Genomic DNA, 24,455 nt, shown 5'->3' on the forward strand with positions numbered 1-24,455 from the left:
GCTGACCCGACCCGTCACGCTAGGCGGGTCGGCGCCTGTTGCAACTCGACAAAGAACGGCGTCTTGCCGGCCGTGGTGGTCGCGAAGGCTCCACGGGGCAGCCGCCGCACCTGCAACCCAAGCACGCCGGGCAATTTGAGCAAGGCACTGGCCTGCGCCTCGGCGTGCAAAGCCTGCTCAAGGCCACCCTGCGCAGCAGCGGGGAGTTTGTCCTCGGCGATGACCAGACGCATGCACGCGCCGTTCACCTGTCGATCAATCTGCACCTGAATATCCGCCGCATGCAGATCAGGAATTGCTTGTGCGAGCACACTCAGAATCTGCCGCTGGGTAATGATCGCACCGCCCAGCTTGATCGTCGTCTCTACTCGCCCCACAAGCTCCAGCACTGGCAGGGCACTGCCACAGGCGCACTTGGGCAAGTTGGGCACGATTCGCCCGCAGTCACCAATGCGGTAACGCAGCAACGGCACATGGTCCGGCAGCAATGGCGTCAGCAGAAACTCGCCGCACTCACCCTCGGGCAGCGCTTGCAGGGTCAACGGATTGACCACTTCGACCAGCATCGCGTCGGCATGCAGATGATAGAAACCCGGCTCCAGATGGGCGCACTGAAAACCGATCGGGCCGGTCTCCGTCGCGCTGTAGCCCAGTGATCGCAAGGTCAGGCCCGGCCAGTCTCGGGTCAGTTGCTCACGCAGCAGCGCGCTGCACGGTTCTCCGATGTAGTAGAGCCACTTCAGGCTACCCAGCTGTCTTCTGTCGACAGCGACATCATTGAACAGCGCCGCCGCGAAGGAGGGCGTGCAGATCAGGGCATCGGCCTTTTGTGACTGGACCAGTTCGGCAATGCGTTGAAGGCCCATCAGTGAGCCGGCGGGTAACAAGCGCGCGCCGAGGCGCTGAACGATGGCCGCCGCGTATTGAAACGCGCCCTGCATTTCGCCGGCAGTGAGGCAATTGATCACCACAGAGGGGGTCTGGCCCGTCGCAAACATCCGTACGCCCAAGCGCACGATGCTGTCGTTGAAGGCCCAGGAGTGGGTGATGTGCTTGCGGTTGCCGGTGCTACCGCCCGATGTCAGGGTCAACCCACCACCCGGCGCCAGGTGCGATGCCTCGCCCAGCAGAGAAAACAGCAATCCGCCCTGTTCGTCCTCTACGGCCTGAACCGGCAGCAGGTGCAGATCCTCCGCGCTCTGCACGCGCCGTATCGGCGGACACACCGTACAGAACCAGGACAACGAACGCGCATGGGCGAACTTGCGCGCAAGGGCTTCGGTCGCTGCCGCGTAAACCGTGGCAGCGCTGGCAAACAGCAGCGGATCATCGGTCATGGGTGCGTTCTCCCTGACGGATGCACAACTCGTCGAAGCCAGTGCTCACGGCTGTCGCCAGGTGTTCGAGCTGGGCCTGGCTGTGATTCGCGCTGATTGCCAGACGCAGCATCGCCTCGCCTTTGGCCACCACCGGAAACAGCGCAGTGGTGACCGCAATGGCCTGCCGGCGCAGATGCAGCGCCAGACTCACTGCATCACGCTCGGCGCCGACCCGGACGAAGCGTATGGGCGATGCGATTCGGTGATTGCCCAGTCGCGCTCCCAGCAAGTCATCGATCAGCGCGACATTGCGCCACAACGCGGCCTGAAGCGGACCCAACTGCGGTGAAAGATGAATGTTCGCAGAGGCGACCGCAGCACCGACACCGCCCATGGACAGAGGGCCGCCGAAGGTATAGGTCGAGGCGTGGCGCCGTATCAGTTCGGCATCGGCCACCGCCCGCACGGTAATTGCCCCACCGGTTGCGCCAAAGGCCTTGGACAGGGAAGACAACACAATCATGCGATCGCGCAGTGACTCCGTGGCGGCGACAAGCGCATATCCGCCGCCTGCCAGCCCGTGGATCGAGGTGCCATGGGCGTCATCTGCATACAGGTAACCGTCAAAGCGCTCGGCCAGTTGCAGCAAGCGATTGACCGGATACACCCCGCGCATCGAACCGATGCTGTCGGTCAGGATGATTGGCGTATTGCCTGCCGCGACGGCTGTTGTACAGGCATCTTCGACTTGCTGCACATCGCTGCAATCACAGCGCAGCACGGGTCCGAACTGGCACAGGATGCCTTGCAATACCTGCATTGAGGCATGGGCAGCCCGGTCGACGATCCAGCCGGGACCTCGACGCAAGGGATACGAGGGCAACTCGCCGGAGCCGAGCAGCGGCAGGCAACCGAGGTGCGCGCTACCGACGGAGTTGAAGGTGACCGTATGCCCCTGGAAAATTTGGTTCAGCCGCTCATCAAGTTCGCGCATCGGCGGCAACAGTGCCCGGGTGCGCGCGGCAGCGAACTGCACGCCGAACATTTCCACGGCCTGCACCGCGCCTTCAATCAAGCGCGGATCGCATTCGAGTCCCAGATAAGAGCAGGAAAGAAATTCAGTCAGGCATTCGCCACTGTCCAACTCGATGTTCTTGCCGTCGCGCGTCATGACCTTGAGACCGTTGAGGCCGGCATCGAACAGTTGCTGTTGGTCGTCACGGGCCTGGCGAACGCGATTGCTGACCCAGTTGACGGTCGGATGAGGTGTATTCATCGGGATACCTGCACAGGTGAGGTCTGGCGATAGACCTGTACGCGCCAGAGCTGGGTTTTTTCACGCGCAATCGCTTCGTGAAACTGCGAGCTGACATCACGGAAGCCTTCGCAGTCGGGCCGGACCACGCGCAAATGGCCGCGCATCACCGTGAGGGCATGCTCGGCCAGGGCCGGTCGCAGCCGCTGTAGAACCGTCGCGGCAGTAGCATCGGGCAAAAATGAAGGCACATCCGACAGCGAGACGAAATCCACTTCAGTGCACGCGGCCACGCAATCAACGATGTCGCCCTGTACCACGCTCACTCGGCACTGCTTCAACGCTTCACGAGCACTTTGAAAAATCTGTGGATCACACTCCAGCGGGTAGCCTTGCGGATACCGCAGCTCACCGAAGAACAGCATCTGCAGAAAGAAGCTTTCGCGCACGACCTGTGTCGTGAACAAGGCATGGAAAATGTCGAGGTAGACCTTGCGCGAACTGATTCCCAGGTTATTCGCCGGAAACGCACCGCGGTACAGCAACGAGTTGAGTACGGCGGCATTGCCCAGCAACCCGATGACGGCTTTCCAGCGCCGAAGTGGAAAATGGCGGCGGTAATAGTCCGATTGCTCGCCAAGGTCGCAACACTGGAAAATCCCACGGCCGGCCTTTCCAGTGACCAGACCGTTGATCCTCGCCAGGCGCCGCAAGGTCTGCTCGAACGCGCCCAGATAGATCGGCGCGTGCCAGTGACTGGACTGGAACAGGTCCGCCAGCCAGCGGCGATCCACCAGGGGCAGGTCCAGTTGCCGGAAAACCGACTGGCGCCGCGTGATCGAGGTGTCTGGGCGATACCCCATGAAGTCCATGAACGACTCATGGTCGGTCTGCTCCAGCAGGGCCAGGCGCAACCGGGTGAACGCCAGTTGCGGTGCACTGATATCAGCACAGGTCAGGCGTGCCGGGAATCGGGCGAGCAAGGGCAAAAGCCGGCTGCCACATCCGGCGACGTCCACCACATGCCGGGCATGCTCGGGCACAATCCTGTGCTCGAGCGCGGCGTCTTCATCACCCAGCGAATAATTCAGCCGCTCGAAGTAATCAGCCATGCCGGCCTCCCTGCGTCCGCTGCGAAAATGAACAGGCACGCGTCATGATTGATCCAGGGCATGCAGAAAGTCGTAGCGGGGCGCCTGGCCGCTTTGCCAGGCTTCGTACTGCTCATACACCGCTTCGAGCATGTTGCCGGTCAGGCGCAGACTGGTTTCCATCACCACCGTAATGGCGTCCCAGTCAGCCTGACTTTTGCAGGTTCGCTGCAGGATGAGTTTGATTTCGTTGAAGTGCTCGATATCGATATCGGAGTGCGCAATAAAAAACGTCAACTGGGCAGGTTTCAGTGCCAGAACTTCGCTTATCCGGGTGATCAATGGCGTGATGAACTGATAGGCGTTTTCTGCCCAATAACTGTAGCCAAGTCGCTGTAATGGATTCCCGGTGAAAGAAATCCAGTACAAATAAGCGATCAGTACTTCTGTGGCCGGAAGTGCAGGCGGCATATCGAAAACTTCGCTTTTGAGGCCCAGACTCATGACATCGTGCAGGGCCATTTTTTCATGGCCGACTTCCTGGGCGGCATGTTCGAAGCAGAACTTTGCATAGACCGGATTATCGGCGTGACGCACGCCCACCAATCCCTGATTACGGGCATTGTGCGCGGTGTAGTGAAATGTTTCGATCATATAGAGGGCATATAACGCTTTGCTCACGCTTCCCTCGCGGATGGCCCTGACCAACCGTGAGTTGTCGAGAATATCGGCCCATGTTTTTTCGATTCGCTGGTCAAGCAGAATCAACTGCTGTTCAAAACTGACGGACGTGTTCATCGCAATTCTCCGAAGGGTTGGCGTTGAGGGCGACGGGTTGCTGCAGGGCCGCAAGGATTTCCCGCCATTGCGCCGCGAGCAGCCAGTAATCGCCACGCGCGCGTTGCTCGATATGAAGGGCGGTGGAGGGAAGCGGGGTCAGGCCGAAACGCTGGAACATGCGCCGCTGTGGCGACCGGCACAAGGCGGTGATCCCTTGATAGCCACGGTTGATCGCCCACTCGGTAGCAACCGCCAGCAGGCCATTGATCGGTACGGACCGGTGCTGTTGCGAATGGGTGATCAGGCGACTGAACTCGACATGACGCGCCAGCGCCACCGTCGGTGAAAGATACTGTTGCGCCAGGGAGGCCCATTCGAAAGGCGAGGGCGTTACCCTCAATACGCCCACCAGTTGGTCACGCTGGTACATCAGAAAATGAGTACTGCGCGCCACAATCGCCAGGCTGGTTTCCAGCGCCCGGGCTCTGGAGGTCAGCATGTAATGTTGTAAGCGCAAACGAAACTGCCGCCCGACAAATCGCTCAAATTCGCGAGCATCCGATCCGGCTTCAAGAATAACGACACGATAACCGCCTTGCTGATTAATCAATGCCACTTGCAGTCGTTGCAGATAGTCCCTGAGTTGTAAATCCGTAGTATCCATTCCTTCTCCGCAAACGTTAACTTATCGAAGTTTTCTGCGCGCATTTGAATAATGGATGCTTTTGGAAATATCGCCACTGCGCGACTTCTGATAATCACGTGGGAAAAATTACTGGATTTTTATAGTTATCGATTCGTCTGACACACAAAGAAACAGCACAACAAACAAGTTGTTTAAATTACGAGCGAGATTGAAAGACGAATAACCAATGGGTGTAGTACTCCTCGTCTGGACGATCGAGGAGTACTCAAGGATTGCGGGAAAAAATGCTGTCAGTCGGGGCGAATGACGTTGCCGGTGACCAGATCGCGGATGACGCTGGGGTTCTTGCGCCCTCCCAACTGCCCGCCCAGCACGCGGTCGATCTGTCCGCGGAAATATTGCTCGACCCGCAGGCGAGTACGCGCCGCCGGGCGCCCTTGTGGGTTGGCCGAGGTGGAGATCAGCGGCCCGACCATCGAGCACAGATCGCGCACCTGTGGATGATCGCTGACGCGCAGCGCCACGGTGTCATGCACCCCGGTAACCCATTCCGGCAACAGGTTCTGGTGCGGTACCAGCCAGGTGTTTGGCCCCGGCCAGGTGCTGGCCATGCGGTCGAGCCACTCTTGCGGGAAGTCTTCAAACAAAAAGTCGAACTGGCGGATGTTGTCTGCCACCAGAATCAGGCCTTTATTGACCGAGCGATTTTTGATCGCCAGCAGCCGATCCACCGCTTCCTCGTTCCACGGGTCGCACCCCAGCCCCCAGACGGCTTCGGTTGGATAGGCAATCACCGCGCCGGCGCGAATATCTCGTGCGGCTTGCTGCACACGCCAACTGTTGACCATGAAAAAATCTCCGCAAACAGGTTTCGCGCAGTTTACCGATCTTCCCCGTAAAACCTAGCTTGTCCTGGCCAACCAGCGACCGTTTTCGCACACGGCGCGGCCGTCCATTTCCAGTTCGGTCAGCGCTGCCAGCACTTTGGGCAAGGCCCAGCCACTGCTGTTGGCCAGCGCCTCGCTGGTATGAGGCGCCGCGTGGAGCAACATGAGCAGCGGGTGATCGGCCTCAGCTATATCGGTGGATAAAGGCAGATGTTGCCAGCCACGCAGGGCTTCGAGGATATGTTCTATGGTTTCCACCAGGACTGCGCCGTCACGGATCAACTGGTGACAGCCACGCGCACCCGGATGGTGGATCGACCCCGGAATCGCATACACCTCGCGCCCCTGTTCCGCCGCCAGCCTGGCGGTGATCAGCGAACCGCTGGCGACACTCGCTTCGACCACCAGCACGCCGAGGGACAAGCCGCTGATAATCCGGTTGCGCCGGGGGAAGTTGCTGGCGCTCGGCCCGGCATCCAGCACCAGCTCCGACAGCACGGCACTGCCTGACTCGATCATGGCGTCGGCCAACCGCCGATTGCGCTGTGGATAAAACTTTTCAAGCCCGGTGCCAAGGACGCCAACGGTCTGCCCGCCGATGTCCAGTGCAGCTTGATGGGCCGCCGCATCAATGCCCAGCGCCAGACCACTGGTGATGACGAAACCGGCCCCGGCGAGACTGCGGGCGAACGCGGCCGCGGTGTCCATTCCCGGGCGCGATGCGCGGCGGCTGCCAACCATGGCCAGTTGCGGCTTTTCCAGAATCAGCGGATCCCCGGCCACGAACAGCAGCGGCGGCGGGTCGGGAATCTGCGCCAGCAGCGCCGGGTAATCCGGCTGGTCCCACATCAACAGATGTTGGCCCGGACGCTCTAGCCAGCGCAGTGCATGGCTGGCGCCATCACGAACTTCAGGGCTGCGCCGGGCCTCGGCGCACGTCGCTGGCAACCCCAGCGAGCGCCAGGCGCTGGCCGGTGCGCTGAGGGCTTTGGACGCCGAGCCGAAGGCTTCGAACAATTTTGCAAAACGCTTGGGACCGATGTCCGGCAAGCGGTGCAAGCGCAGGCGCGCTTCCAGTTCTGCCGGCGAGACCGGCGTACAGACAGACGACATCATGGATCATCCTTGATCATGGACAAGCCCCGAACCCTTCGGGACAAGTTGTGGATAACTCTGTTTATAACTTGTTGAGCAAGCTTACGGATTGCGTACCTTGTCGAGCACCGCCAGCGAGCGCGATGCGTTGAGGACGAGGCCATAGCTGAGCTTTTCGTACGTACGAAACACCATCAGCAAACCGGCGCGTTCGTCGGGAATTTTCACCGGCTGGCCGGTGATCCGGTCGCGCACGGTTTCGCCGGTTTTCATCACCGCCAGCACGTTTCCTTCGGCCAGACCGTCGCGCCTGCCCTTGTTCAGGGTAACGACATCCATCACGCCGATCTGCGTGACGCCGCGAGGCACGTCGATGATCACGCCGTTAATGGCGGTAGTGGGCGCGCCGGGCATAAAGGTCGAGTTGATCGAGCGCTCCTCGCCGCTGAACAAGCGGTCACCCAAACGGACTTCCTGGGTGGTGCGTTGCAGCGCGAGCGTGGCGACGTCGCCTTCGGTGGCGATAATCTCGCCGCCGCCGATGTCGTCGGCATTGATGCCGAGGAATTCCTGGGTCTGCGGGTCGGTGTAGACCTTGCCTTGGCGGAAGATCCCGTAGACCGGCTGATCCGGGTCGAAGTGACCACGGGCAAAGATGCGATCGCCGGTGCCGCTGAGGACGCGTTCGGCATCACCGGCAACGATGTAGGGCGCCTTGTCGAAATCTTCCGCCGTGTCGACGATACGGTTGCTCAGCAGAAAGCTGTTGATCGACTTCAGTGGAATGCTCGGAATCGCCTCGGCCACCGGGCTGGTGCGGATCCGTGGCGACAGTTTGATGGTGCCGCGTGATTCGCCGCGCTTGACCGTCAGTTGTGGCTGGCCGTTGACGTAGCTGAGCGTCAGCGTGTCGCCGGGGTAGATCAGATTGGGGTTTTCGATCTGCGAGTTGGCCCGCCACAGTTGCGGCCACTGCCAGGGCTCGCGCAGGTATTTGCCGGAAATGTCCCAGAGGGTATCCCCTGTCACCACCGTGTATTGCTGCGGAAAACCATCCCTGAGTTGCACCTGCCCTTGTGCCACGCCGGCCGAAGCCAGCAACAGCAGGGCGAGTAGTGTTTTCCTCATGCAGTGAATCCCTTTATCATGTGCGTTCGCGTGAATCGTCAGAGCCCCCGTGGCTCGCTTCTGATTTTGTAGAAGCTACGCTTCACAACGGTAGCCTGCATCCTCGGACCTGCCAGGCCATCGACCCGACTTTACTCAACGTGTGCAGCAATCAAAGCCTATGGCCATTTTAAACATCCTCGAATTTCCGGACCCGCGTCTGCGCACTATCGCCAAACCAGTGGCTGTAGTGGACGACGAAGTGCGTCAGTTGGTCGACGACATGTTTGAAACAATGTATGAAGCGCCGGGCATCGGCCTCGCCGCGACCCAGGTCAACGTGCACAAACGTATCGTCGTGATGGACCTTTCCGAAGACCGTACCGAGCCACGGGTGTTCATCAACCCCGAGTTCGAACCGCTGACCGAAGAGATGGACCAGTATCAGGAAGGCTGCCTCTCGGTACCGGGCTTCTACGAAAACGTCGACCGCCCGCAGAAGGTCAGAATCAAGGCGCTGGACCGCGACGGCAAGCCCTATGAACTGATCGCCGAGGGCCTGCTCGCGGTGTGCATCCAGCACGAATGCGACCACCTCAATGGCAAATTGTTCGTCGATTACCTGTCCACGCTCAAACGCGACCGGATCAAGAAGAAGCTGGAAAAGCTGCACCGCCAGAACGCTTGATGCCCCTCTTCAAAGGCTTGCTGCGGCAAGCCTTTTTCTTTTTGTGAGACGCCTTTCATGACTGAGCCATTGCGCATCGTATTTGCCGGCACCCCGGAATTCGCCGCCGAACACCTCAAGGCCCTGCTGAGCAGCCCTTACGAGATCGTTGCGGTCTACACCCAACCGGATCGCCCGGCCGGTCGTGGACAAAAACTGATGCCGAGCCCGGTCAAACAGCTGGCCCTGGAAAACCATATCCAGGTGTTGCAGCCACCGACGCTGCGCAACGCTGACGCTCAGGCTGAACTGGCCGCGCTGAAACCAGACCTTATGGTGGTGGTCGCCTACGGCCTGATCCTGCCGCAAGCGGTGCTGGATATTCCGCGTCTGGGCTGCATCAACAGCCATGCGTCCCTGCTGCCGCGCTGGCGCGGTGCGGCACCGATCCAGCGCGCCGTCGAACACGGCGATGCCGAAAGCGGCGTGACCGTGATGCGCATGGAGGCCGGTCTCGATACCGGTCCGATGCTGCTCAAGGTCGTCACCCCGATCAGCGCCGAAGACACCGGCGGCACCTTGCATGACCGCCTCGCCGAGATGGGTCCGCCCGCCGTGGTGCAAGCGATCGCCGGTCTGGTGGCCGGCACGCTGGAAGGTGAGGTGCAGAACGACGAACTCGCCACCTATGCGCACAAACTGAACAAAGACGAAGCGCGGATCGACTGGAGCCGTCCGGCGGTTGAACTGGAGCGTCTGGTGCGCGCCTTCAACCCTTGGCCGATCACCCACAGCACCCTCGACGGTGAAGCGTTGAAAGTGCTGGCAGCGACGCTCGCCGAGGGCAAAGGCGCACCGGGTGAAATACTCGGCGCCAGCAAGGACGGCCTGATCGTCGCTTGCGGCGAACAGGCGCTGTGCCTGACCCGTCTGCAATTGCCCGGCGGCAAGGCACTGAACTTCAGTGACCTGTTCAACAGCCGCCGCGAGAAATTTGCCGTCGGCACCGTGCTGGGTAAAGCGGTGGACGCACAATGAATCCGCGTCTGGCTGCCGCCAAGGCACTCGCCGCCGTGCTCAGTGGCAAAGCTTCGCTGAACAGCTCCCTGCCGACGCAACTGGACAAGGTTGAAGATCGTGACCGCGGCTTCACTCAGGACCTGGCCTTCGGCACTGCGCGCTGGCAGCCACGGTTGTCGGCGCTGGCGGAAAAGCTTTTGCAAAAGCCGTTCAAAGCCGCCGACGCCGATGTCGAGGCGCTGCTGCTGGTCGGTCTCTACCAACTGCTCTACACCCGCGTCCCGGCCCACGCCGCCATCGGCGAAACCGTCGGTTGCGCCGACAAGTTGAAGAAGCCTTGGGCAAAAGGGCTGCTCAACGCGGTGCTGCGCAATGCCCAACGCGAAAGCGAAACTATATTCGCCGAGCTGGAACGCGACCCGGTGGTGCGCACTGCCCATCCTCGTTGGCTGCAAAAATCGCTAAAAGCATTCTGGCCGGAGCAGTGGGAAGCCATCTGCGAGGCCAACAACGCGCATCCGCCGATGATCCTGCGGGTCAACCGCCGTCATCACAGCCGCGACGCCTACCTCGCCCTGCTGGGCGAAGCCGGGATCGCCGCAGCGCCGTGCGTGTACAGCCGCGACGGCATCGTACTTGAAGCCGCCGCCGACGTGCGCAGCCTGCCGGGCTTCGCCGAAGGCTGGCTCAGCGTGCAGGACGAAGCCGCGCAACTGGCTGCCGATCTGCTCGACCTGGCGCCGGGCCAGCGGGTGCTCGACGCCTGCTGCGCGCCCGGCGGCAAGACTTGCCACATCCTCGAAGCCGAACCGGCGCTGGCCGGCGTGGTGGCGGTGGACCTGGAAGCCAAGCGCCTGGTGCGCGTGAAGGAGAACCTTGAACGCCTCGGCCTCAGCGCTGAACTGATCGCCGCCGACGGTCGTGATATCGATAAATGGTGGGACGGCAAACCGTTCCAGCGCATCCTGCTCGATGCGCCTTGCTCGGCCACCGGCGTGATCCGTCGGCATCCGGACATCAAGCTGACCCGTCAGCCCGACGACATCGTCGCGCTCGCGCAACTGCAAGGCGAACTGCTCGACGCGATGTGGAAAACCCTTGAAGTCGGCGGCGTCCTGCTCTACGCCACTTGCTCGACGTTGCCGACCGAGAACACCGAAGTGATTGCCGCGTTCCTTGAACGCACGCCGGGCGCCCGCGAACTCGATCTGGCGACGGCGGCGGGCATCAAGCAGCCCCACGGTCGCCAATTGCTGGCCCAGCAGGGCGGGCATGACGGGTTCTACTACGCCAAGCTGATCAAGATCGCTGCCGCGCGCGGCTAAACAGATTCGATGGAGTGACTGGATGAAAATCATCATCCTCGGTGCGGGACAGGTCGGCGGTTCGCTGGCCGAACATTTGGCCAGCGAGGCCAACGACATCACCGTGGTCGACACTGACGGCGAACGCCTGCGCGACCTTGGCGACCGTCTCGACATCCGCACGGTGCAGGGCCGCGGCTCACTGCCGTCGGTGCTGCGCCAGGCCGGTGCCGACGACGCCGACATGCTGGTGGCCGTGACCAACAGCGACGAGACCAACATGGTCGCCTGCCAGGTCGCCCACACGCTCTTCCACACGCCAACCAAGATCGCCCGGGTGCGCGAGGCTTCGTACCTCAATCGCGAGGAACAACTGTTCCAGAACGAGGCGATTCCGGTCGATGTGCTGATCAGCCCCGAGCAGGTCGTGACCAATTACATCAAGCGCCTGATCCAGCATCCCGGCGCCTTGCAGGTGATCGACTTCGCTGAAGGCGCGGCGCAACTGGTGGCGGTGCGGGCCTATTACGGCGGGCCGCTGGTGGGTCAGCAACTGCGCCAGTTGCGCGAACACATGCCGAACGTCGAAACCCGCGTGGCAGCGATTTTCCGTCGCGACCGGCCGATCCTGCCGCAGGGCGACACGGTGATCGAGGCCGACGACGAAGTGTTCTTCATCGCCGCCCGTGAGGACATTCGAGCGGTAATGAGCGAGATGCGCCGCCTCGATGAAACCTATAAACGCATTGTCATTGCCGGCGGTGGGCAAATCGGTGAGCGCCTGGCCGAAGCCATCGAAAGCCGCTATCAGGTGAAAATCATCGAGATGAGCCCGGCGCGCTGTCGCTACCTCTCCGACACCCTCGACAGCACCGTGGTGTTGCAGGGCAGCGCCTCGGACCGTGATTTGCTGCTGGAAGAAAACATCGCCGACGCCGATATTTTCCTCGCCCTGACCAACGATGACGAAGCCAACATCATGTCGTCGCTGCTGGCCAAACGGCTGGGGGCGAAGAAGGTCATGACGATCATCAACAACCCGGCCTATGTCGATCTGATCCAGGGCGGCGACATCGACATCGCCATCAGCCCGCAATTGGCGACCATCGGCACCTTGCTCGCCCACGTCCGTCGCGGCGACATCGTCAGCGTGCACTCATTGCGCCGCGGTGCGGCGGAAGCCATCGAGGCGATTGCCCACGGTGATTCGAAATCGAGCAAGGTCATCGGCAAACCGATCGAGAAGATCGGCCTGCCGCCAGGCACGACCATCGGCGCCGTGATCCGCAACGAACAAGTGATCATCGCCCACGACGACACGGTGATCGAAGCGGGCGACCATGTGATTTTGTTCCTTGTGGATAAAAAGCATATCCGCGATGTGGAGAAGCTGTTTCATGTGGGGTTGAGCTTTTTCTGATCCCCCTGATCGTTCCCACGCTCTGCGTGGGAGGCCTCAACGGACGCTCCGCGTTCGGCTGTTGAAGGGACGCGGAGCGTCCCGAGCTGCATTCCCACGCGGAGCGTGGGAACGATCATGCGAGGGTAAATAAGATGCTCGAATCTTTGGAAAAAATGCTCGCCAAGGGTGCGGATAACTCACTGCTGCGCTTCGGCCTGGGCAAGGGCTATCTGGATCAGGGCGAGCACGCCAAGGCTGCCGAACATTTCCAGCGCTGCGTCACGTTCGATCCGAAATACTCGGCGGCGTGGAAATTGTTGGGCAAGGCGTACTTGGCGCTGGGCGACCACGCGGCGGCGCGTCAGGCCTGGGAGCACGGACTGGAAGCGGCCCGCGCCCATGGCGACAAGCAGGCCGAGAAAGAAATGACGGTGTTTCTGAAGAAGCTCGAGCGTCAGGCGCCTTGATCTACAAATAGCGCAGGCCGATGCCCTCAGCGTCTACGCTGATCACTTCCATGCGCACGCTCGGCGCGCCTGTGGGTAAGTCCTGAACCTGACCATAGACCACCGCACCTTTGGGCAATGACGCCAGTTTCGGATGCTGAACGTAGACCCCGGTCGGTGACAGGTTGCGCGTCTGCCCCAGGCACTCGCCGAAGCTGTCGTGGGTGATCTTGATGCGAAACGACTTGCGGTGTTCGGACATCTGCTGCGCCCTTGAATGAACGATTGTGGATAACCTCGCCAATGAGGTTATCCACAGACCATGCCAATCCCGTCGAATCTGTTCAGTACCAGCGTGCCTCACCCGGCGGACGTTTCTTGAAGCGCTTCATGCTCCACATGTACTGGCTCGGGTACGCCGCCACGTAACGCTCCACGACCTTACTCATGGCCGCGCAGGATTCAGCGGTATCCGTGCTGTACATGGCTTCGGGGGCCGCTTCGAGAATCACTTTGTAGCCTGAACCGTCCGGCAGGCGCAGGGCATGCAGAAACACACCGACCGCTTTGCCGCCGGCCAACATGTTCGGGACGAATTTGCTGGTCAGCGCTTGCGTGGCAAAGAACGGCACGAAGATCCCGGCGGATTCGGCCGGTTCCGGGTCGGCGGGAATACCCACCGCACCACCTTTGCGCACTTCCTTGATGACACTGAGAATGCCTTCCTTGGTGGAGGCGGCGACCTTGTTGCCCAGTTGCACGCGCTGCTTGCGCAGCAATTCATCCACAGCCTTGAGCTTGGGCGGCCGATAGAAAATGATCGGTTTGCACTGGCTGCAATAGAAGTGGTTGAGCACTTCCCAGTTGCCCAGATGGCTGGTGATGCCAACCACGCCTTTGCCCGAAGCCAGCGCATCCTTGAGGATGTCGAGGCCTTCGACTTCGCGCACCAGATCGATCGAACGCTGCGCCGGCCAGATCCATGCGCAGGCGCTTTCGGTCAGGGACTTGCCGATATCCTTCAGGCTCTGACCGACCAGACGCTCGCGTTCGGCCGGGTCCATCTGGGGAAAACATTTGGCGAGGTTGATCCGCACCACGTCGCGGGAACGGTTGGGGGTTTTCCACATGATCCAGCCGATCGCCGAACCCACGGCTTGCACGGCCCGCCATGGCAGCAGGGCAAACAGCCGCAGAGCGCCTACCAGCAAGGCGCCTTTAAACTTTTCCACAGGTCACTCCTGATCTTGTGCGGTGCGCGAGGCGGCCATTCTAACCGCCGTTGGCGAGCTGCGCGTAGCGGTCGCAGTCTTGCGTGTGGTCCATGACCATGCCGGAGGCCTGCATCAGCGCGTAGCAAATGGTCGGGCCGACGAAGGTGAAACCGGCTTTTTTCAGCGCTTTGCTCATCGCCAGCGCTTCAGCGGTGATCGCCGGAACTTCGCTGCGATCCTTGAAATGATTGATGATCGGTCGGTCGCCAGTGAACGACCAGAGCAACGCCACCGGATCCTCCAGCGCCAGCCACGCCTGGGCATTGCGCCGGGCGGCGTTGAGTTTCAGGCGATTGCGGATGATGCCCGGATCGAGCATCAGTTCGTCGATCTCGGCGTCGCTCATCTGCGCCACGCGCTGCACGTCGAAGCCGAACAGCACTTCACGATAACGCTCGCGTTTGCGCAGCACCGTGATCCACGACAGCCCGGCCTGGAACCCTTCGAGCAAAAGCAACTCGAACAAACCCTGCGCATCGCGTAGCGGCGTGCCCCACTCCTGATCGTGATAAGCCATGTACAGCGGATCTTCGGTACACCAAAAGCAGCGTGGCATAAGGCTCCAGGGGGCGTGCGCAGCAACGAATCGGGTATACTCCCGCTCTTTAAATCGCAGCCCAAGAAACAGGTGAATTTCGTGAGCCAGCCTACGCCAGCCGTGCGTACCTTCCAAGACTTGATCCTCGCGCTCCAGCAATACTGGGCCGAGCAAGGTTGTGTGGTACTTCAGCCCTACGATATGGAAGTAGGCGCCGGCACTTTCCACACCGCGACCTTCCTGCGCGCCATCGGCCCGGAAACCTGGAACGCCGCCTACGTGCAGCCAAGCCGCCGTCCGACTGACGGCCGTTATGGTGAAAACCCGAACCGTCTGCAGCACTACTATCAGTTTCAGGTCGTGCTCAAGCCCAACCCGGACAACTTCCAGGAACTGTACCTGGGCTCGCTCAAGCATGTCGGCCTCGACCCGCTGGTCCACGACATCCGCTTCGTTGAAGACAACTGGGAATCGCCGACCCTCGGCGCCTGGGGTCTGGGCTGGGAAGTCTGGCTCAATGGCATGGAAGTCACTCAGTTCACTTACTTCCAGCAGGCCGGCGGCATCGAGTGCTACCCGGTAACCGGCGAGATCACCTACGGTCTCGAGCGTCTGGCCATGTACCTGCAAGGCGTGGACTCGGTCTACGACCTGGTCTGGGCTGACGGTCCGTTCGGCAAGGTCACCTACGGCGACGTGTTCCACCAGAACGAAGTGGAGCAGTCCACTTACAACTTCGAACACGCCAACGTCGACAAACTGTTCGAGTTATTCGACTTCTATGAAAGCGAAGCCAAGCGCCTGATCGAACTCGACCAGCCGCTGCCGTTGCCGAGCTATGAAATGGTTCTGAAGGCCTCGCACACCTTCAACCTGCTGGATGCGCGCCGGGCGATCTCGGTGACTGCGCGTCAGCAATACATTCTGCGCGTACGCACCCTGGCGCGTTCCGTTGCGCAAGCCTACCTGCTGGCGCGCGCCAAGCTGGGCTTCCCGATGGCGACCCCGGACCTGCGTGACGAAGTACTGGCCAAGCTGGAGGCTGCACAATGAGTGCGCAAGATTTTCTGGTTGAACTGGGCACCGAAGAACTGCCACCCAAAGCCCTGAACACTTTGGCTGAAGCGTTCCTCGCCGGTATCGACAAGGGCCTGCAAGCCGCCGGCCTGAGCTACGAAAGCAAAACCGTCTACGCCGCGCCGCGTCGTCTGGCCGTGCTGATCACAGCGCTGGCCACCCAGCAGCCGGATCGCAGCATCAACCTCGACGGCCCACCACGTCAGGCCGCGTTCGACGCCGAAGGCAATCCGACCCAGGCCGCCCTGGGCTTTGCCAAAAAGTGCGGCGTCGAGCTGAGCGAAATCGACCAGAGCGGGCCAAAACTGCGCTACAGCCAGAACATCGCCGGCAAGCCGACCGCGAGCCTGCTGCCGACCATCGTCGAAGATTCGCTGAACGACCTGCCGATCCCGAAACGCATGCGTTGGGGTGCGCGCAAGGAAGAGTTCGTGCGTCCGACCCAGTGGCTGGTAATGCTGCTTGGCGACCAGGTCATCGACTGCACGATCCTCGCGCAGAAGGCTGGTCGTGATTCCCGGGGCCACCGCTTCCACCATCCGGAATCCGTGCGTATCGGTTCGCCGTCGAGCTACCTCGCCGATCTGCGTGCCGCCTACGTGCTGGCCGACGCCAACGAGCGTCGCGAGATCATCAGCAAGCGCACCGAAGAACTGGCCACGCGCCAGGAAGGCACCGCGATCGTGCCGCCGGCGCTGCTCGATGAAGTGACCGCACTGGTTGAATGGCCGGTGCCGCTGGTGTGCTCGTTTGAGGAACGTTTCCTCGACGTGCCGCAGGAAGCGCTGATCACCACCATGCAGGACAACCAGAAGTACTTCTGCCTGCTGGATGCCGACGGCAAATTGCTGCCACGTTTCATCACTGTGGCCAACATCGAAAGCAAAGACCCGCAGCAGATCATCGCCGGTAACGAGAAAGTGGTGCGCCCACGCCTGACCGACGCTGAGTTCTTCTTCAAGCAAGACAAGAAGCAGAAGCTCGAAGACTTCAACCTGCGCCTGCAGAACGTGGTGTTCCAGGAAAAACTCGGCAGCGTCTACGACAAGGCCGAGCGCGTGTCGAAACTGGCGGCGTACATTGCCGCACGCATTGGCGGCAACGCTTCCTGGGCCGCCCGCGCGGGCCTGCTGTCGAAGTGCGACCTGGCCACCGAAATGGTCGGCGAGTTCCCGGAGATGCAAGGTGTCGCCGGCTACTACTACGCGCTGAATGACAACGAGCCGCAAGACGTTGCGCTGGCGCTGAACGAGCAGTACATGCCACGCGGCGCCGGTGCTGAACTGCCGGCAACGCTGACCGGTGCGGCCGTCGCGATCGCCGACAAGCTCGATACCCTGGTCGGCATCTTCGGTATCGGCATGTTGCCAACCGGCAGCAAAGACCCGTATGCCCTGCGCCGTGCCGCCCTCGGCGTGCTGCGCATCCTGATCGAGAAACAACTGGATCTGGACCTGAACGACGCCGTCGCCTTCGCCGTGAATGCGTTCGGCAGCAAGGTCAAGGCTGCCGGCCTCAACGAGTCCGTGCTGGAATTCATCTTCGACCGTCTGCGTGCGCGTTACGAAGACGAAGGCGTCGATGTTGCCACCTACCTGTCGGTACGTGCCCTGAAGCCGGGCTCGGCGCTGGACTTCGACCAGCGCGTGCAAGCGGTGCAAGCCTTCCGCAAACTGCCGGAAGCGGCAGCGTTGGCGGCGGTGAACAAGCGCGTGTCGAACCTGTTGAGCAAAGTCGAAGGCTCGGTACCGACCGTGGTCGAGGCCAAGTATTTCGACAACGCCAACGAGTTCTCGCTGTATTCGGCAATCCAGCAAGCGGATCAAGCGGTGCAGCCAATGGCCGCGGCGCGTCAGTACAACGAATCGCTGGCACGCCTGGCGGCACTGCGCGAGCCGGTCGATGCGTTCTTCGACGCGGTGATGGTCAATGCCGACGATGCCAATGTGCGGGCCAACCGTTACGCGCTGCTGGCGCGTCTGCGTGGCCTGTTCCTCGGTGTTGCCGACATTTCGCTGCTGGGTTGAGGGATTGCTGTTGAAACTGCTGATTCTTGATCGTGACGGCGTGATCAATTACGACTCCGATGCCTACATCAAGTCGGTGGAGGAGTGGATTCCGCTGCCCGGTTCGATCGAAGCGATTGCGCAGTTGAGCAAGGCCGGCTGGACGGTGGCGGTGGCCACCAACCAGTCGGGCATTGCTCGCGGCTACTACGACCTCGCCACCCTCGAGGCCATGCACGCGCGCCTGCGCGAGCTGGTCGCGGCGCAGGGCGGCGAACTCGGTCTGATCGTGTATTGCCCGCATGGCCCGGACGAAGGTTGCGATTGCCGCAAACCGAAACCGGGAATGCTGAAAGCCATTGCCGAGCATTACACGGTGCCGTTGACCAACGTCTGGTTCGTCGGCGACAGCCTTGGTGACCTGGAGGCCGCCAAAGCCGTCGATTCACAGCCAGTTTTGGTGAAGACCGGGAAAGGCGAAAAGACTCAGGGCAACCCCCTGCCGGTTGGCACTCTGATTTTTGACGATCTGGCGGCGGTTGCCGCAGAACTTATCCACAAATAGAGTATTTCCGATTTCCTGACCAGGGATTGATCGGGAGTGCGCTTGAACAGTCGGGCATTGCCCCGTAACGGTAAACGTCACTATGTCGATACTGCGGGCCATCAGGATTTTTCTCTTTTACCTGCTGCTGGGCACCACTTCCCTGCTGTGGTGCACTTTGAGTTTTTTTATCGCGCCTTTTCTTTCGTTCAAGGCGCGTTATCGTTTTATCAACGTGTACTGGTGCCGCTGCGCCTTGTGGTTGACCAAGGTATTTCTCGGTATCCGCTACGAAATCAAAGGCGCGGAAAACGTGCCAGACCGGCCCTGCGTGATTCAATCGAACCACCAGAGCACCTGGGAGACTTTTTTTCTCTCCGCTTATTTCTCGCCATTGAGCCAGGTGCTCAAGCGTGAACTGCTTTACGTGCCGTTCTTCGGCTGGGCCATGGCCATGCTGCGACCGATTGCGATCGACCGGGACAACCCGAAAGCCGCGCTCAAGCAAGTGGCGGCCAAGGGTGACGAGCTGCTCAAGGACAATGTCTGGGTGTTGATCTTCCCTGAAGGCACGCGCGTTCCTTTTGGCACTGTCGGCAAATTCTCACGCAGTGGCAGCGCATTGGCGGTGAATGCGGCGCTTCCGGTACTGCCGATTGCACACAATGCCGGCAAGTTCTGGCCGAAAATCGGTTGGGGCAAGAAGTCCGGCGTGATTACCGTGGTCATCGGTGAGCCGATGTACGCCGAAGGCACGGGTCCTCGTGCCATCGCCGAGTTGAACGACCGTGTGCAAGCGTGGAACGAAAAAACCCAGCGCGAAATGGGCTCGTTGCCAGCGGCCCCACAAGCCCCGGCTGCAACCGACCAGTTGGCTGTCTGAGATTTGTGGATAACCTGTGTACGGTTTTCTCGATAACGTCCTTGATACAGGCTTAACTAGTTGATTTTCATATATATTTCTTGAACGACTAAACCACCGTAAAAGGTGCATAAGTTTTTTTCGGAAGTAAAAAAACCGGCTGATATAGCCGGTTTTTTTGCGCTCGTCATTCGGCGACCAATGGCAGGCCGAGTCGAAACGTCGTCCCATGATTAACCATGCTATGGCATTCAATCGTGCCGCCATGGTGATCGACCACAGCCTTGACCATCGACAGGCCCAAGCCGACGCCGTCGATGCCCTGCGCGGAAGAGAAACGCCGATACTGGCTGAACAGATCCGGCAACTCGTCGGCGGCGATGCCTTTGCCCTGATCCATCAATTCGCAACACAGCCAGTCCTTTTCGCAACTGACGCGCAATTCAATCGATGTATCTGCCGGACTGTACTTGATCGCGTTTTCCAGCAGGTTAAACAACGCCCGGGTCAATAAGCCTTGATCCGCCATGATCAGCCGCTCCTGGCAGGCCTCATCAAGATCATGAAGCAGTTCGATGCGTTTCTGCCGAGCGATGGGCATCGCCTGGTCGAATACATCCAGCACCAGCATGGCGAACAGACTTGGCTGGAATTGATAGGCCTCGGACTCGGCCCTCGCCAGCAAGACAAAGCCATCGGTGAGTTCCAGCGCCCGGCGCACTTGACGCTCAATCTGCTCGAACAGCGGGGCGTCGGTGCCGGCCTCATGCCGATGCACATCCAGCAGCGCAAGAATCGCTGAATGCGGGGCACGCAAATCATGGGAAAGAAAGCGCAACAAAACCCCACGCTGCTCTTCGGCTGCGCGCTCGGCGCTCAGGTCGGTGAGGCTGAGCAACCAGCCGATCGGGGTGTCGCCGTCCACCGGCAGCAATGCTGCACGTTCCAGGCGCAGGCTTCGTTCGCGCAGGTCACGAAATTCAAGCAGGGGCAGGGCCGACAAGGCAGGGCGCGCACCTGTGGACAAGTCGGGATAGCCGAGCCGCGCGAGTTGTTCGAGAATGCCATCGCCCACCAATTCGCTGTCGAAGAGCTGCCGGGCCTTGCGATTGCCCAAAAGGATCTGCCCCTTCGGGTCACTGATCAGCGTCGCCACGGGCAAGTACTCCAGGCCATCGGCGATGAAGCGACGCGTATCGCGCGTGCGGCTCATGGCTTGTTCAAGGGCCATGATCTGTCCTTGCAACCGATCAGCGCCAGTGAATTGTGTGCGTCGGCGCTCGGGAAACACTTTGGGCTCGCTGTCCAGACGCGCCAGTTCCCAACCAAAGTAGGTCAGTACGACGCTCAGGCGCCGCCAGTTCCAGATCAGATAACCGAACAACATCCCCAGCACAGCCGGTGTCGGCGACCACCAGCGCTGTATTTCGGCCAGACCGGCGCTGGCCGCCAGCGCACCGGCCATGCCGGTCAGCGTGATCCAAAACGCCAATCGTGGACGCCACAGCAACAGCCCAAGCACACAGGCGACCAGCCCTGCCGAGAACAACGCTCCGATGATGGGCGCTATATCCCGCAGGTTGACCTGTGTGCGATACGACAACAGTGCAGTCAGCGGCAACAGCACTAGACTTATCCACAACCACTCGCGCACCAATTGCCGAAACAATCGCTGCACTTGGCTGGGCTCGCGGCTTTCACGTCGGCGCGGGTTAGACATGGCAAACAGGGCAGGGCAGTGGGAATGGTTTCATGGGCCACAGGTCAGAGACGTAGACCCAGGAATCATAGCGGACGTCGACCAATATCGGGCTGCTGACTTTCATCGCGTTGATCGAAGCACTATCGTGCGAGACTCACCGCCCAAGCAACAAGGAATCGTCACCCATGCGCGTTGCCATTCTGGACGACGAGCCCGCCGAGTTACGGCGGGTCGAGCAAACCCTGCAGCAAATTGCCGATGCCGACGGACAGGTCTGGTCGCTGCACAGTTTCGAACGCGGCGAAGACCTGCTGCGTCAGCTGCGCAGGGAGACCTTCGACTTGCTGATCCTCGACTGGCAACTGCCTGACCTCACCGGCTTGGCGCTGCTGCGCTGGACTCGCGAACACATGGAAGCGCCCCCGGCGGCAATCATGCTCACCAGTCGCGATGGCGAAAACGATATCGTCCAGGCGTTGAATGCAGGTGCCGATGATTACGTCAGCAAGCCGTTTCGACCCAATGAACTGAAGGCCCGGGTGGCTGCCGTTTTGCGTCGGCACAGCCAGCAACGCACCGCCAGCAACGAAGTGCTGAGCATTAATGACCTGACGTTTGACGATGCCGAGCTGACCGTAACCCGCGAGGGCAAGCCGATCGTCATGACCGAACGCGAGTACCGACTGGCCCGCTGCCTGTTCAGTAATCTGGGGCGGCCGTTGTCGCGGGATTATCTGTATGAGCGGTTCTGGCCGCACGAAGAAATGGCGTCGTCGAGACCGCTGGATACGCATATCTACCGCTTGCGCAACAAGCTGGGGCTGACCGCTGATCGCGGTTGGCAGTTATTGACGATCTATGGGTATGGGTATCGGTTGGAGAGTGTGGCGGGAGCTGCCGAATAACCCGCGACAGGACGCAGGCCGGGCAACGCTGGCACGACTGCGATCTTTTGATCCGCCAACAAAAAGGCCAACGCGATGCGTTGGCCTTTTTTTATGCAACCCCGATTAGAAATCCAGGTTGGAAACCGCCAGCGCATTGCTCTCGATGAAGTCCCGGCGAGGTTCGACCGCATCACCCATCAGGGTGTTGAAGATCTGGTCTGCGCCGATGGCGTCTTCGATGGTGACTTTCAGCATGCGACGCACGCTTGGGTCCATGGTGGTTTCCCACAGCTGATCCGGGTTCATTTCACCCAGACCTTTATATCGCTGGATAGTGTGGCGCTTGGTGCTTTCGGCCATCAGCCAGTCCAGGGCTTCCTTGAACTCGGTGACGGCTTTCTTGCGCTCGCCACGCTGGATGTACGCGCCTTCGTCGAGCAGGGTGCTCAGTTGCGCGCCAAGCGTAACAACGGTTTTGTAATCGTTGCTGCCGAAGAAGTCGCGGTTGAAGGTGACGTAGTTCGACAGGCCGTGGGAGATCAGTTCGACCTCTGGCAGCCATACGCCACGTTCACGGTCCTCGCGCAGGCTGGCCTTGTAGACCAGACCCGACTTCTCGTTGGTGCGCAGGCGTACTTCGTACTGAGCCAGCCACTCTTGCATCGCCGCGTGGTCGCCAAGCTTTTCAAGGCTGACGGCCGGCAGGTAGATGAAGTGTTCGGTCAGTTCCTGGGGATACAGGCGCGACAGACGCTTGAGGGTCTTCATCACCATGCGGAAATCGTTCACCAGACGTTCCAGCGCTTCACCGGAAATGCCTGGAGCGTCTTCGTTCAGGTGCAGGCTCGCATCTTCCAGGGCCGACTGCGTCATGTACTCTTCCATGGCGTCGTCGTCTTTGATGTATTGCTCTTGCTTGCCTTTTTTGACCTTGTACAGCGGCGGCTGGGCGATGTAGATGTAGCCGCGCTCGATCAGCTCCGGCAACTGACGGAAGAAGAAGGTCAGCAGCAGGGTACGGATGTGCGAACCGTCGACGTCAGCATCGGTCATGATGATGATGTTGTGATAACGCAGCTTGTCGATGTTGTACTCTTCGCGGCCGATGCCGCAGCCCAGCGCGGTGATCAGCGTGCCCACTTCTTGGGACGAGATCATCTTGTCGAAACGGGCTTTCTCGACGTTGAGGATCTTGCCCTTCAACGGCAGGATCGCCTGGGTCTTGCGGTTACGTCCCTGCTTGGCAGAGCCGCCCGCGGAGTCACCTTCCACCAGGTACAGTTCGGACAGCGCCGGGTCTTTTTCCTGGCAGTCAGCGAGCTTGCCCGGCAGGCCGGCGATGTCCAGCGCGCCTTTGCGGCGGGTCATCTCACGGGCCTTGCGCGCGGCTTCACGGGCACGGGCGGCGTCGATCATCTTGCCGACGACCAGCTTGGCTTCGTTGGGGTTTTCCAGGAGGAAGTCGGAGAAGTACTTGCCCATCTCCTGTTCCACTGCGGTCTTCACTTCGGAAGACACCAGCTTGTCTTTAGTCTGGGAGCTGAACTTCGGATCCGGCACCTTCACCGAAATGATCGCGGTCAGGCCTTCGCGGGCATCGTCACCGGTGGTGGCGACCTTGTGCTTCTTCGCCAGACCTTCCTGCTCGATGTAGTTATTCAGGTTACGCGTCAGCGCCGAACGGAAGCCCACCAGGTGGGTGCCGCCGTCGCGCTGCGGAATGTTGTTGGTGAAGCACAACAGGTTCTCGTTGAAGCTGTCGTTCCACTGCAGGGCGATTTCCACGCCGATGCCGTCTTCGCGCTGGATGTTGAAGTGGAACACCTGATTGACCGCAGTCTTGTTGGTGTTCAGGTATTCAACGAACGCACGCAGGCCGCCTTCGTATTTGAACAGCTCTTCCTTGCCGCTGCGTTCGTCCTTGAGGACGATGCCGACACCGGAATTGAGGAAGGACAGTTCACGAATTCGCTTGGCGAGGATGTCCCAGCTGAAGTGAATGTTCTTGAAGGTATCGCTGGAAGCCTTGAAGTGAATCTGCGTACCGGTGGTCTCGCTGTCGCCAACGATGGCCATCGGTGCCTGAGGCACGCCGTGGACGTAGGTCTGTTCCCAGATCTTGCCGCTGCGGCGAACGGTCAGTACCAGCTGTTCCGACAATGCGTTCACTACCGACACACCTACACCGTGCAGACCGCCGGAGACCTTGTAGGAGTTGTCGTCGAACTTACCGCCCGCGTGGAGGACGGTCATGATGACCTCGGCGGCAGAAACGCCTTCCTCTTTGTGCACGTCCACCGGGATGCCACGACCGTTGTCTTTAACGGTGATGGACTCGTCCGGATGGATGATGATGCTGATGTCGTCGCAATGGCCGGCGAGGGCTTCGTCGATCGAGTTGTCGACCACCTCGAACACCATATGGTGCAGACCGCTGCCATCATCGGTGTCACCAATGTACATACCGGGACGTTTGCGTACGGCATCCAGGCCTTTCAGCACTTTAATGCTCGTTGAGTCGTACGTATTTTCTTCGCTCAATGCCT

Annotated in this window: 23 protein-coding genes; 10 read left to right on the forward strand and 13 right to left on the reverse strand. The window is 60.5% G+C overall.

Translation table 11 applies throughout. The annotated features are described in order from the left end of the window. Positions 1–14: 14 nt before the first annotated feature. The 8 genes from HU739_RS17495 to HU739_RS17530 form a co-directional block, all read right to left on the reverse strand. Positions 15–1,337 carry a phenylacetate--CoA ligase family protein gene (locus tag HU739_RS17495; RefSeq protein ID WP_186546245.1) on the reverse strand — a complete coding sequence of 441 codons (1,323 nt, stop codon included), beginning with the start codon at positions 1,335–1,337 and terminating at the stop codon, positions 15–17. Continuing rightward, complete coding sequence (locus tag HU739_RS17500; RefSeq protein WP_186546244.1) at positions 1,327–2,595, reverse strand: aminotransferase class I/II-fold pyridoxal phosphate-dependent enzyme; 1,269 nt, start codon at positions 2,593–2,595, stop codon at positions 1,327–1,329. Before HU739_RS17500 ends, HU739_RS17495 begins: the two co-directional genes overlap by 11 nt. Then, positions 2,592–3,686 (reverse strand): DUF3419 family protein, encoded by a 1,095-nt coding sequence (locus HU739_RS17505; protein ID WP_186546243.1) that lies wholly within the window; start codon positions 3,684–3,686, stop codon positions 2,592–2,594. Before HU739_RS17505 ends, HU739_RS17500 begins: the two co-directional genes overlap by 4 nt. Before the next feature lie 42 nt (positions 3,687–3,728). Continuing rightward, positions 3,729–4,463 carry an iron-containing redox enzyme family protein gene (locus HU739_RS17510; RefSeq protein ID WP_186546242.1) on the reverse strand — a complete coding sequence of 245 codons (735 nt, stop codon included), beginning with the start codon at positions 4,461–4,463 and terminating at the stop codon, positions 3,729–3,731. Beyond that, entirely contained in the window at positions 4,441–5,109 is a 669-nt protein-coding gene (locus HU739_RS17515) for a hypothetical protein (protein WP_186546241.1), read from the reverse strand. Before HU739_RS17515 ends, HU739_RS17510 begins: the two co-directional genes overlap by 23 nt. 272 nt (positions 5,110–5,381) lie before the next feature. After that, positions 5,382–5,939 (reverse strand): L-threonylcarbamoyladenylate synthase, encoded by a 558-nt coding sequence (locus HU739_RS17520; protein WP_186546240.1) that lies wholly within the window; start codon positions 5,937–5,939, stop codon positions 5,382–5,384. Positions 5,940–5,993: 54 nt separating this feature from the next. Next, positions 5,994–7,094 carry a DNA-processing protein DprA gene (gene dprA, locus HU739_RS17525; protein ID WP_186546239.1) on the reverse strand — a complete coding sequence of 367 codons (1,101 nt, stop codon included), beginning with the start codon at positions 7,092–7,094 and terminating at the stop codon, positions 5,994–5,996. Between the two features lie 81 nt (positions 7,095–7,175). Then, on the reverse strand, positions 7,176–8,201 hold the full coding sequence (locus HU739_RS17530; protein WP_186546238.1) for a LysM peptidoglycan-binding domain-containing protein: 1,026 nt from the start codon (positions 8,199–8,201) through the stop codon (positions 7,176–7,178). 160 nt (positions 8,202–8,361) lie between these two features. Between HU739_RS17530 and def the strand changes: the two genes are divergently transcribed. The 5 genes from def (at position 8,362) to HU739_RS17555 (ending at position 13,040) form a co-directional block, all read left to right on the forward strand. Beyond that, positions 8,362–8,868: a peptide deformylase gene (def, locus tag HU739_RS17535; RefSeq protein WP_186546237.1), complete on the forward strand. Its 507-nt coding sequence runs from the start codon at positions 8,362–8,364 to the stop codon at positions 8,866–8,868. Positions 8,869–8,925: 57 nt separating this feature from the next. After that, complete coding sequence (fmt, locus tag HU739_RS17540) at positions 8,926–9,885, forward strand: methionyl-tRNA formyltransferase (RefSeq protein ID WP_186546236.1); 960 nt, start codon at positions 8,926–8,928, stop codon at positions 9,883–9,885. Beyond that, positions 9,882–11,192: a 16S rRNA (cytosine(967)-C(5))-methyltransferase RsmB gene (gene rsmB / locus HU739_RS17545; RefSeq protein ID WP_186546235.1), complete on the forward strand. Its 1,311-nt coding sequence runs from the start codon at positions 9,882–9,884 to the stop codon at positions 11,190–11,192. Before fmt ends, rsmB begins: the two co-directional genes overlap by 4 nt. A 22-nt stretch (positions 11,193–11,214) precedes the next feature. Next, on the forward strand, positions 11,215–12,591 hold the full coding sequence (gene trkA, locus HU739_RS17550) for a Trk system potassium transporter TrkA (RefSeq protein ID WP_186546234.1): 1,377 nt from the start codon (positions 11,215–11,217) through the stop codon (positions 12,589–12,591). A gap of 134 nt (positions 12,592–12,725) precedes the next feature. Further along, positions 12,726–13,040 carry a tetratricopeptide repeat protein gene (locus HU739_RS17555; RefSeq protein ID WP_186546233.1) on the forward strand — a complete coding sequence of 105 codons (315 nt, stop codon included), beginning with the start codon at positions 12,726–12,728 and terminating at the stop codon, positions 13,038–13,040. Position 13,041: 1 nt separating this feature from the next. On the opposite strand, the gene HU739_RS17560 is transcribed toward HU739_RS17555, so the two are convergent. The 3 genes from HU739_RS17560 to tag all read right to left on the reverse strand — a co-directional run bounded on the left by HU739_RS17560 (position 13,042) and on the right by tag (position 14,849). After that, positions 13,042–13,281, reverse strand: a complete 240-nt coding sequence (locus tag HU739_RS17560) for a PilZ domain-containing protein (protein ID WP_186546232.1) — start codon at positions 13,279–13,281, stop codon at positions 13,042–13,044. A gap of 82 nt (positions 13,282–13,363) precedes the next feature. Continuing rightward, a complete protein-coding gene (locus HU739_RS17565) occupies positions 13,364–14,251 on the reverse strand; it encodes a lysophospholipid acyltransferase (protein WP_083367454.1) in 888 nt (295 codons plus the stop codon). Between the two features lie 40 nt (positions 14,252–14,291). Continuing rightward, positions 14,292–14,849, reverse strand: a complete 558-nt coding sequence (gene tag / locus HU739_RS17570; protein WP_186546231.1) for a DNA-3-methyladenine glycosylase I — start codon at positions 14,847–14,849, stop codon at positions 14,292–14,294. A gap of 81 nt (positions 14,850–14,930) precedes the next feature. Between tag and glyQ the strand changes: the two genes are divergently transcribed. The 4 genes from glyQ (at position 14,931) to HU739_RS17590 (ending at position 19,341) form a co-directional block, all read left to right on the forward strand. Further along, the gene (glyQ, locus tag HU739_RS17575) at positions 14,931–15,884 is read left to right on the forward strand and encodes a glycine--tRNA ligase subunit alpha (RefSeq protein WP_003187265.1); all 954 of its coding nucleotides are present in this window, start codon (positions 14,931–14,933) and stop codon (positions 15,882–15,884) included. Further along, the gene (glyS, locus tag HU739_RS17580; RefSeq protein WP_186546230.1) at positions 15,881–17,935 is read left to right on the forward strand and encodes a glycine--tRNA ligase subunit beta; all 2,055 of its coding nucleotides are present in this window, start codon (positions 15,881–15,883) and stop codon (positions 17,933–17,935) included. Before glyQ ends, glyS begins: the two co-directional genes overlap by 4 nt. 4 nt (positions 17,936–17,939) lie before the next feature. Further along, complete coding sequence (gene gmhB, locus HU739_RS17585) at positions 17,940–18,479, forward strand: D-glycero-beta-D-manno-heptose 1,7-bisphosphate 7-phosphatase (protein ID WP_186546229.1); 540 nt, start codon at positions 17,940–17,942, stop codon at positions 18,477–18,479. 82 nt (positions 18,480–18,561) lie between these two features. Further along, positions 18,562–19,341, forward strand: coding sequence for a lysophospholipid acyltransferase family protein (locus HU739_RS17590; RefSeq protein ID WP_186546228.1), 780 nt, complete (start codon positions 18,562–18,564; stop codon positions 19,339–19,341). A gap of 166 nt (positions 19,342–19,507) precedes the next feature. Here HU739_RS17590 and HU739_RS17595 read toward each other — a convergent pair whose 3' ends face one another. Continuing rightward, positions 19,508–21,040, reverse strand: a complete 1,533-nt coding sequence (locus tag HU739_RS17595) for a sensor histidine kinase (RefSeq protein WP_186546227.1) — start codon at positions 21,038–21,040, stop codon at positions 19,508–19,510. A gap of 167 nt (positions 21,041–21,207) precedes the next feature. Here HU739_RS17595 and HU739_RS17600 point away from each other — a divergent pair, with 167 nt between their 5' ends. Then, positions 21,208–21,927, forward strand: a complete 720-nt coding sequence (locus HU739_RS17600) for a response regulator transcription factor (RefSeq protein ID WP_186546226.1) — start codon at positions 21,208–21,210, stop codon at positions 21,925–21,927. Between the two features lie 105 nt (positions 21,928–22,032). Here HU739_RS17600 and gyrB read toward each other — a convergent pair whose 3' ends face one another. Continuing rightward, positions 22,033–24,450 carry a DNA topoisomerase (ATP-hydrolyzing) subunit B gene (gyrB, locus tag HU739_RS17605; RefSeq protein WP_186546225.1) on the reverse strand — a complete coding sequence of 806 codons (2,418 nt, stop codon included), beginning with the start codon at positions 24,448–24,450 and terminating at the stop codon, positions 22,033–22,035. Positions 24,451–24,455: the final 5 nt, after the last annotated feature.

This window comes from Pseudomonas hamedanensis (assembly GCF_014268595.2).
Taxonomy (GTDB): Bacteria; Pseudomonadota; Gammaproteobacteria; order Pseudomonadales; family Pseudomonadaceae; genus Aquipseudomonas; species Aquipseudomonas hamedanensis.

Coding starts and splice junctions, on each gene's coding strand:
- HU739_RS17515 (WP_186546241.1), bottom strand. CDS start 5,109: ATGGATACTACGGATTTACAACTCAGGGACTATCTGCAACGACTGCAA.
- HU739_RS17560 (WP_186546232.1), bottom strand. CDS start 13,281: ATGTCCGAACACCGCAAGTCGTTTCGCATCAAGATCACCCACGACAGC.
- fmt (WP_186546236.1), top strand. CDS start 8,926: ATGACTGAGCCATTGCGCATCGTATTTGCCGGCACCCCGGAATTCGCC.
- HU739_RS17555 (WP_186546233.1), top strand. CDS start 12,726: ATGCTCGAATCTTTGGAAAAAATGCTCGCCAAGGGTGCGGATAACTCA.
- tag (WP_186546231.1), bottom strand. CDS start 14,849: ATGCCACGCTGCTTTTGGTGTACCGAAGATCCGCTGTACATGGCTTAT.
- glyS (WP_186546230.1), top strand. CDS start 15,881: ATGAGTGCGCAAGATTTTCTGGTTGAACTGGGCACCGAAGAACTGCCA.
- HU739_RS17595 (WP_186546227.1), bottom strand. CDS start 21,040: ATGTCTAACCCGCGCCGACGTGAAAGCCGCGAGCCCAGCCAAGTGCAG.
- rsmB (WP_186546235.1), top strand. CDS start 9,882: ATGAATCCGCGTCTGGCTGCCGCCAAGGCACTCGCCGCCGTGCTCAGT.
- HU739_RS17600 (WP_186546226.1), top strand. CDS start 21,208: ATGCGCGTTGCCATTCTGGACGACGAGCCCGCCGAGTTACGGCGGGTC.
- HU739_RS17510 (WP_186546242.1), bottom strand. CDS start 4,463: ATGAACACGTCCGTCAGTTTTGAACAGCAGTTGATTCTGCTTGACCAG.
- HU739_RS17590 (WP_186546228.1), top strand. CDS start 18,562: ATGTCGATACTGCGGGCCATCAGGATTTTTCTCTTTTACCTGCTGCTG.
- HU739_RS17520 (WP_186546240.1), bottom strand. CDS start 5,939: ATGGTCAACAGTTGGCGTGTGCAGCAAGCCGCACGAGATATTCGCGCC.
- dprA (WP_186546239.1), bottom strand. CDS start 7,094: ATGATGTCGTCTGTCTGTACGCCGGTCTCGCCGGCAGAACTGGAAGCG.
- HU739_RS17495 (WP_186546245.1), bottom strand. CDS start 1,337: ATGACCGATGATCCGCTGCTGTTTGCCAGCGCTGCCACGGTTTACGCG.
- trkA (WP_186546234.1), top strand. CDS start 11,215: ATGAAAATCATCATCCTCGGTGCGGGACAGGTCGGCGGTTCGCTGGCC.
- HU739_RS17505 (WP_186546243.1), bottom strand. CDS start 3,686: ATGGCTGATTACTTCGAGCGGCTGAATTATTCGCTGGGTGATGAAGAC.
- def (WP_186546237.1), top strand. CDS start 8,362: ATGGCCATTTTAAACATCCTCGAATTTCCGGACCCGCGTCTGCGCACT.
- HU739_RS17530 (WP_186546238.1), bottom strand. CDS start 8,201: ATGAGGAAAACACTACTCGCCCTGCTGTTGCTGGCTTCGGCCGGCGTG.
- HU739_RS17500 (WP_186546244.1), bottom strand. CDS start 2,595: ATGAATACACCTCATCCGACCGTCAACTGGGTCAGCAATCGCGTTCGC.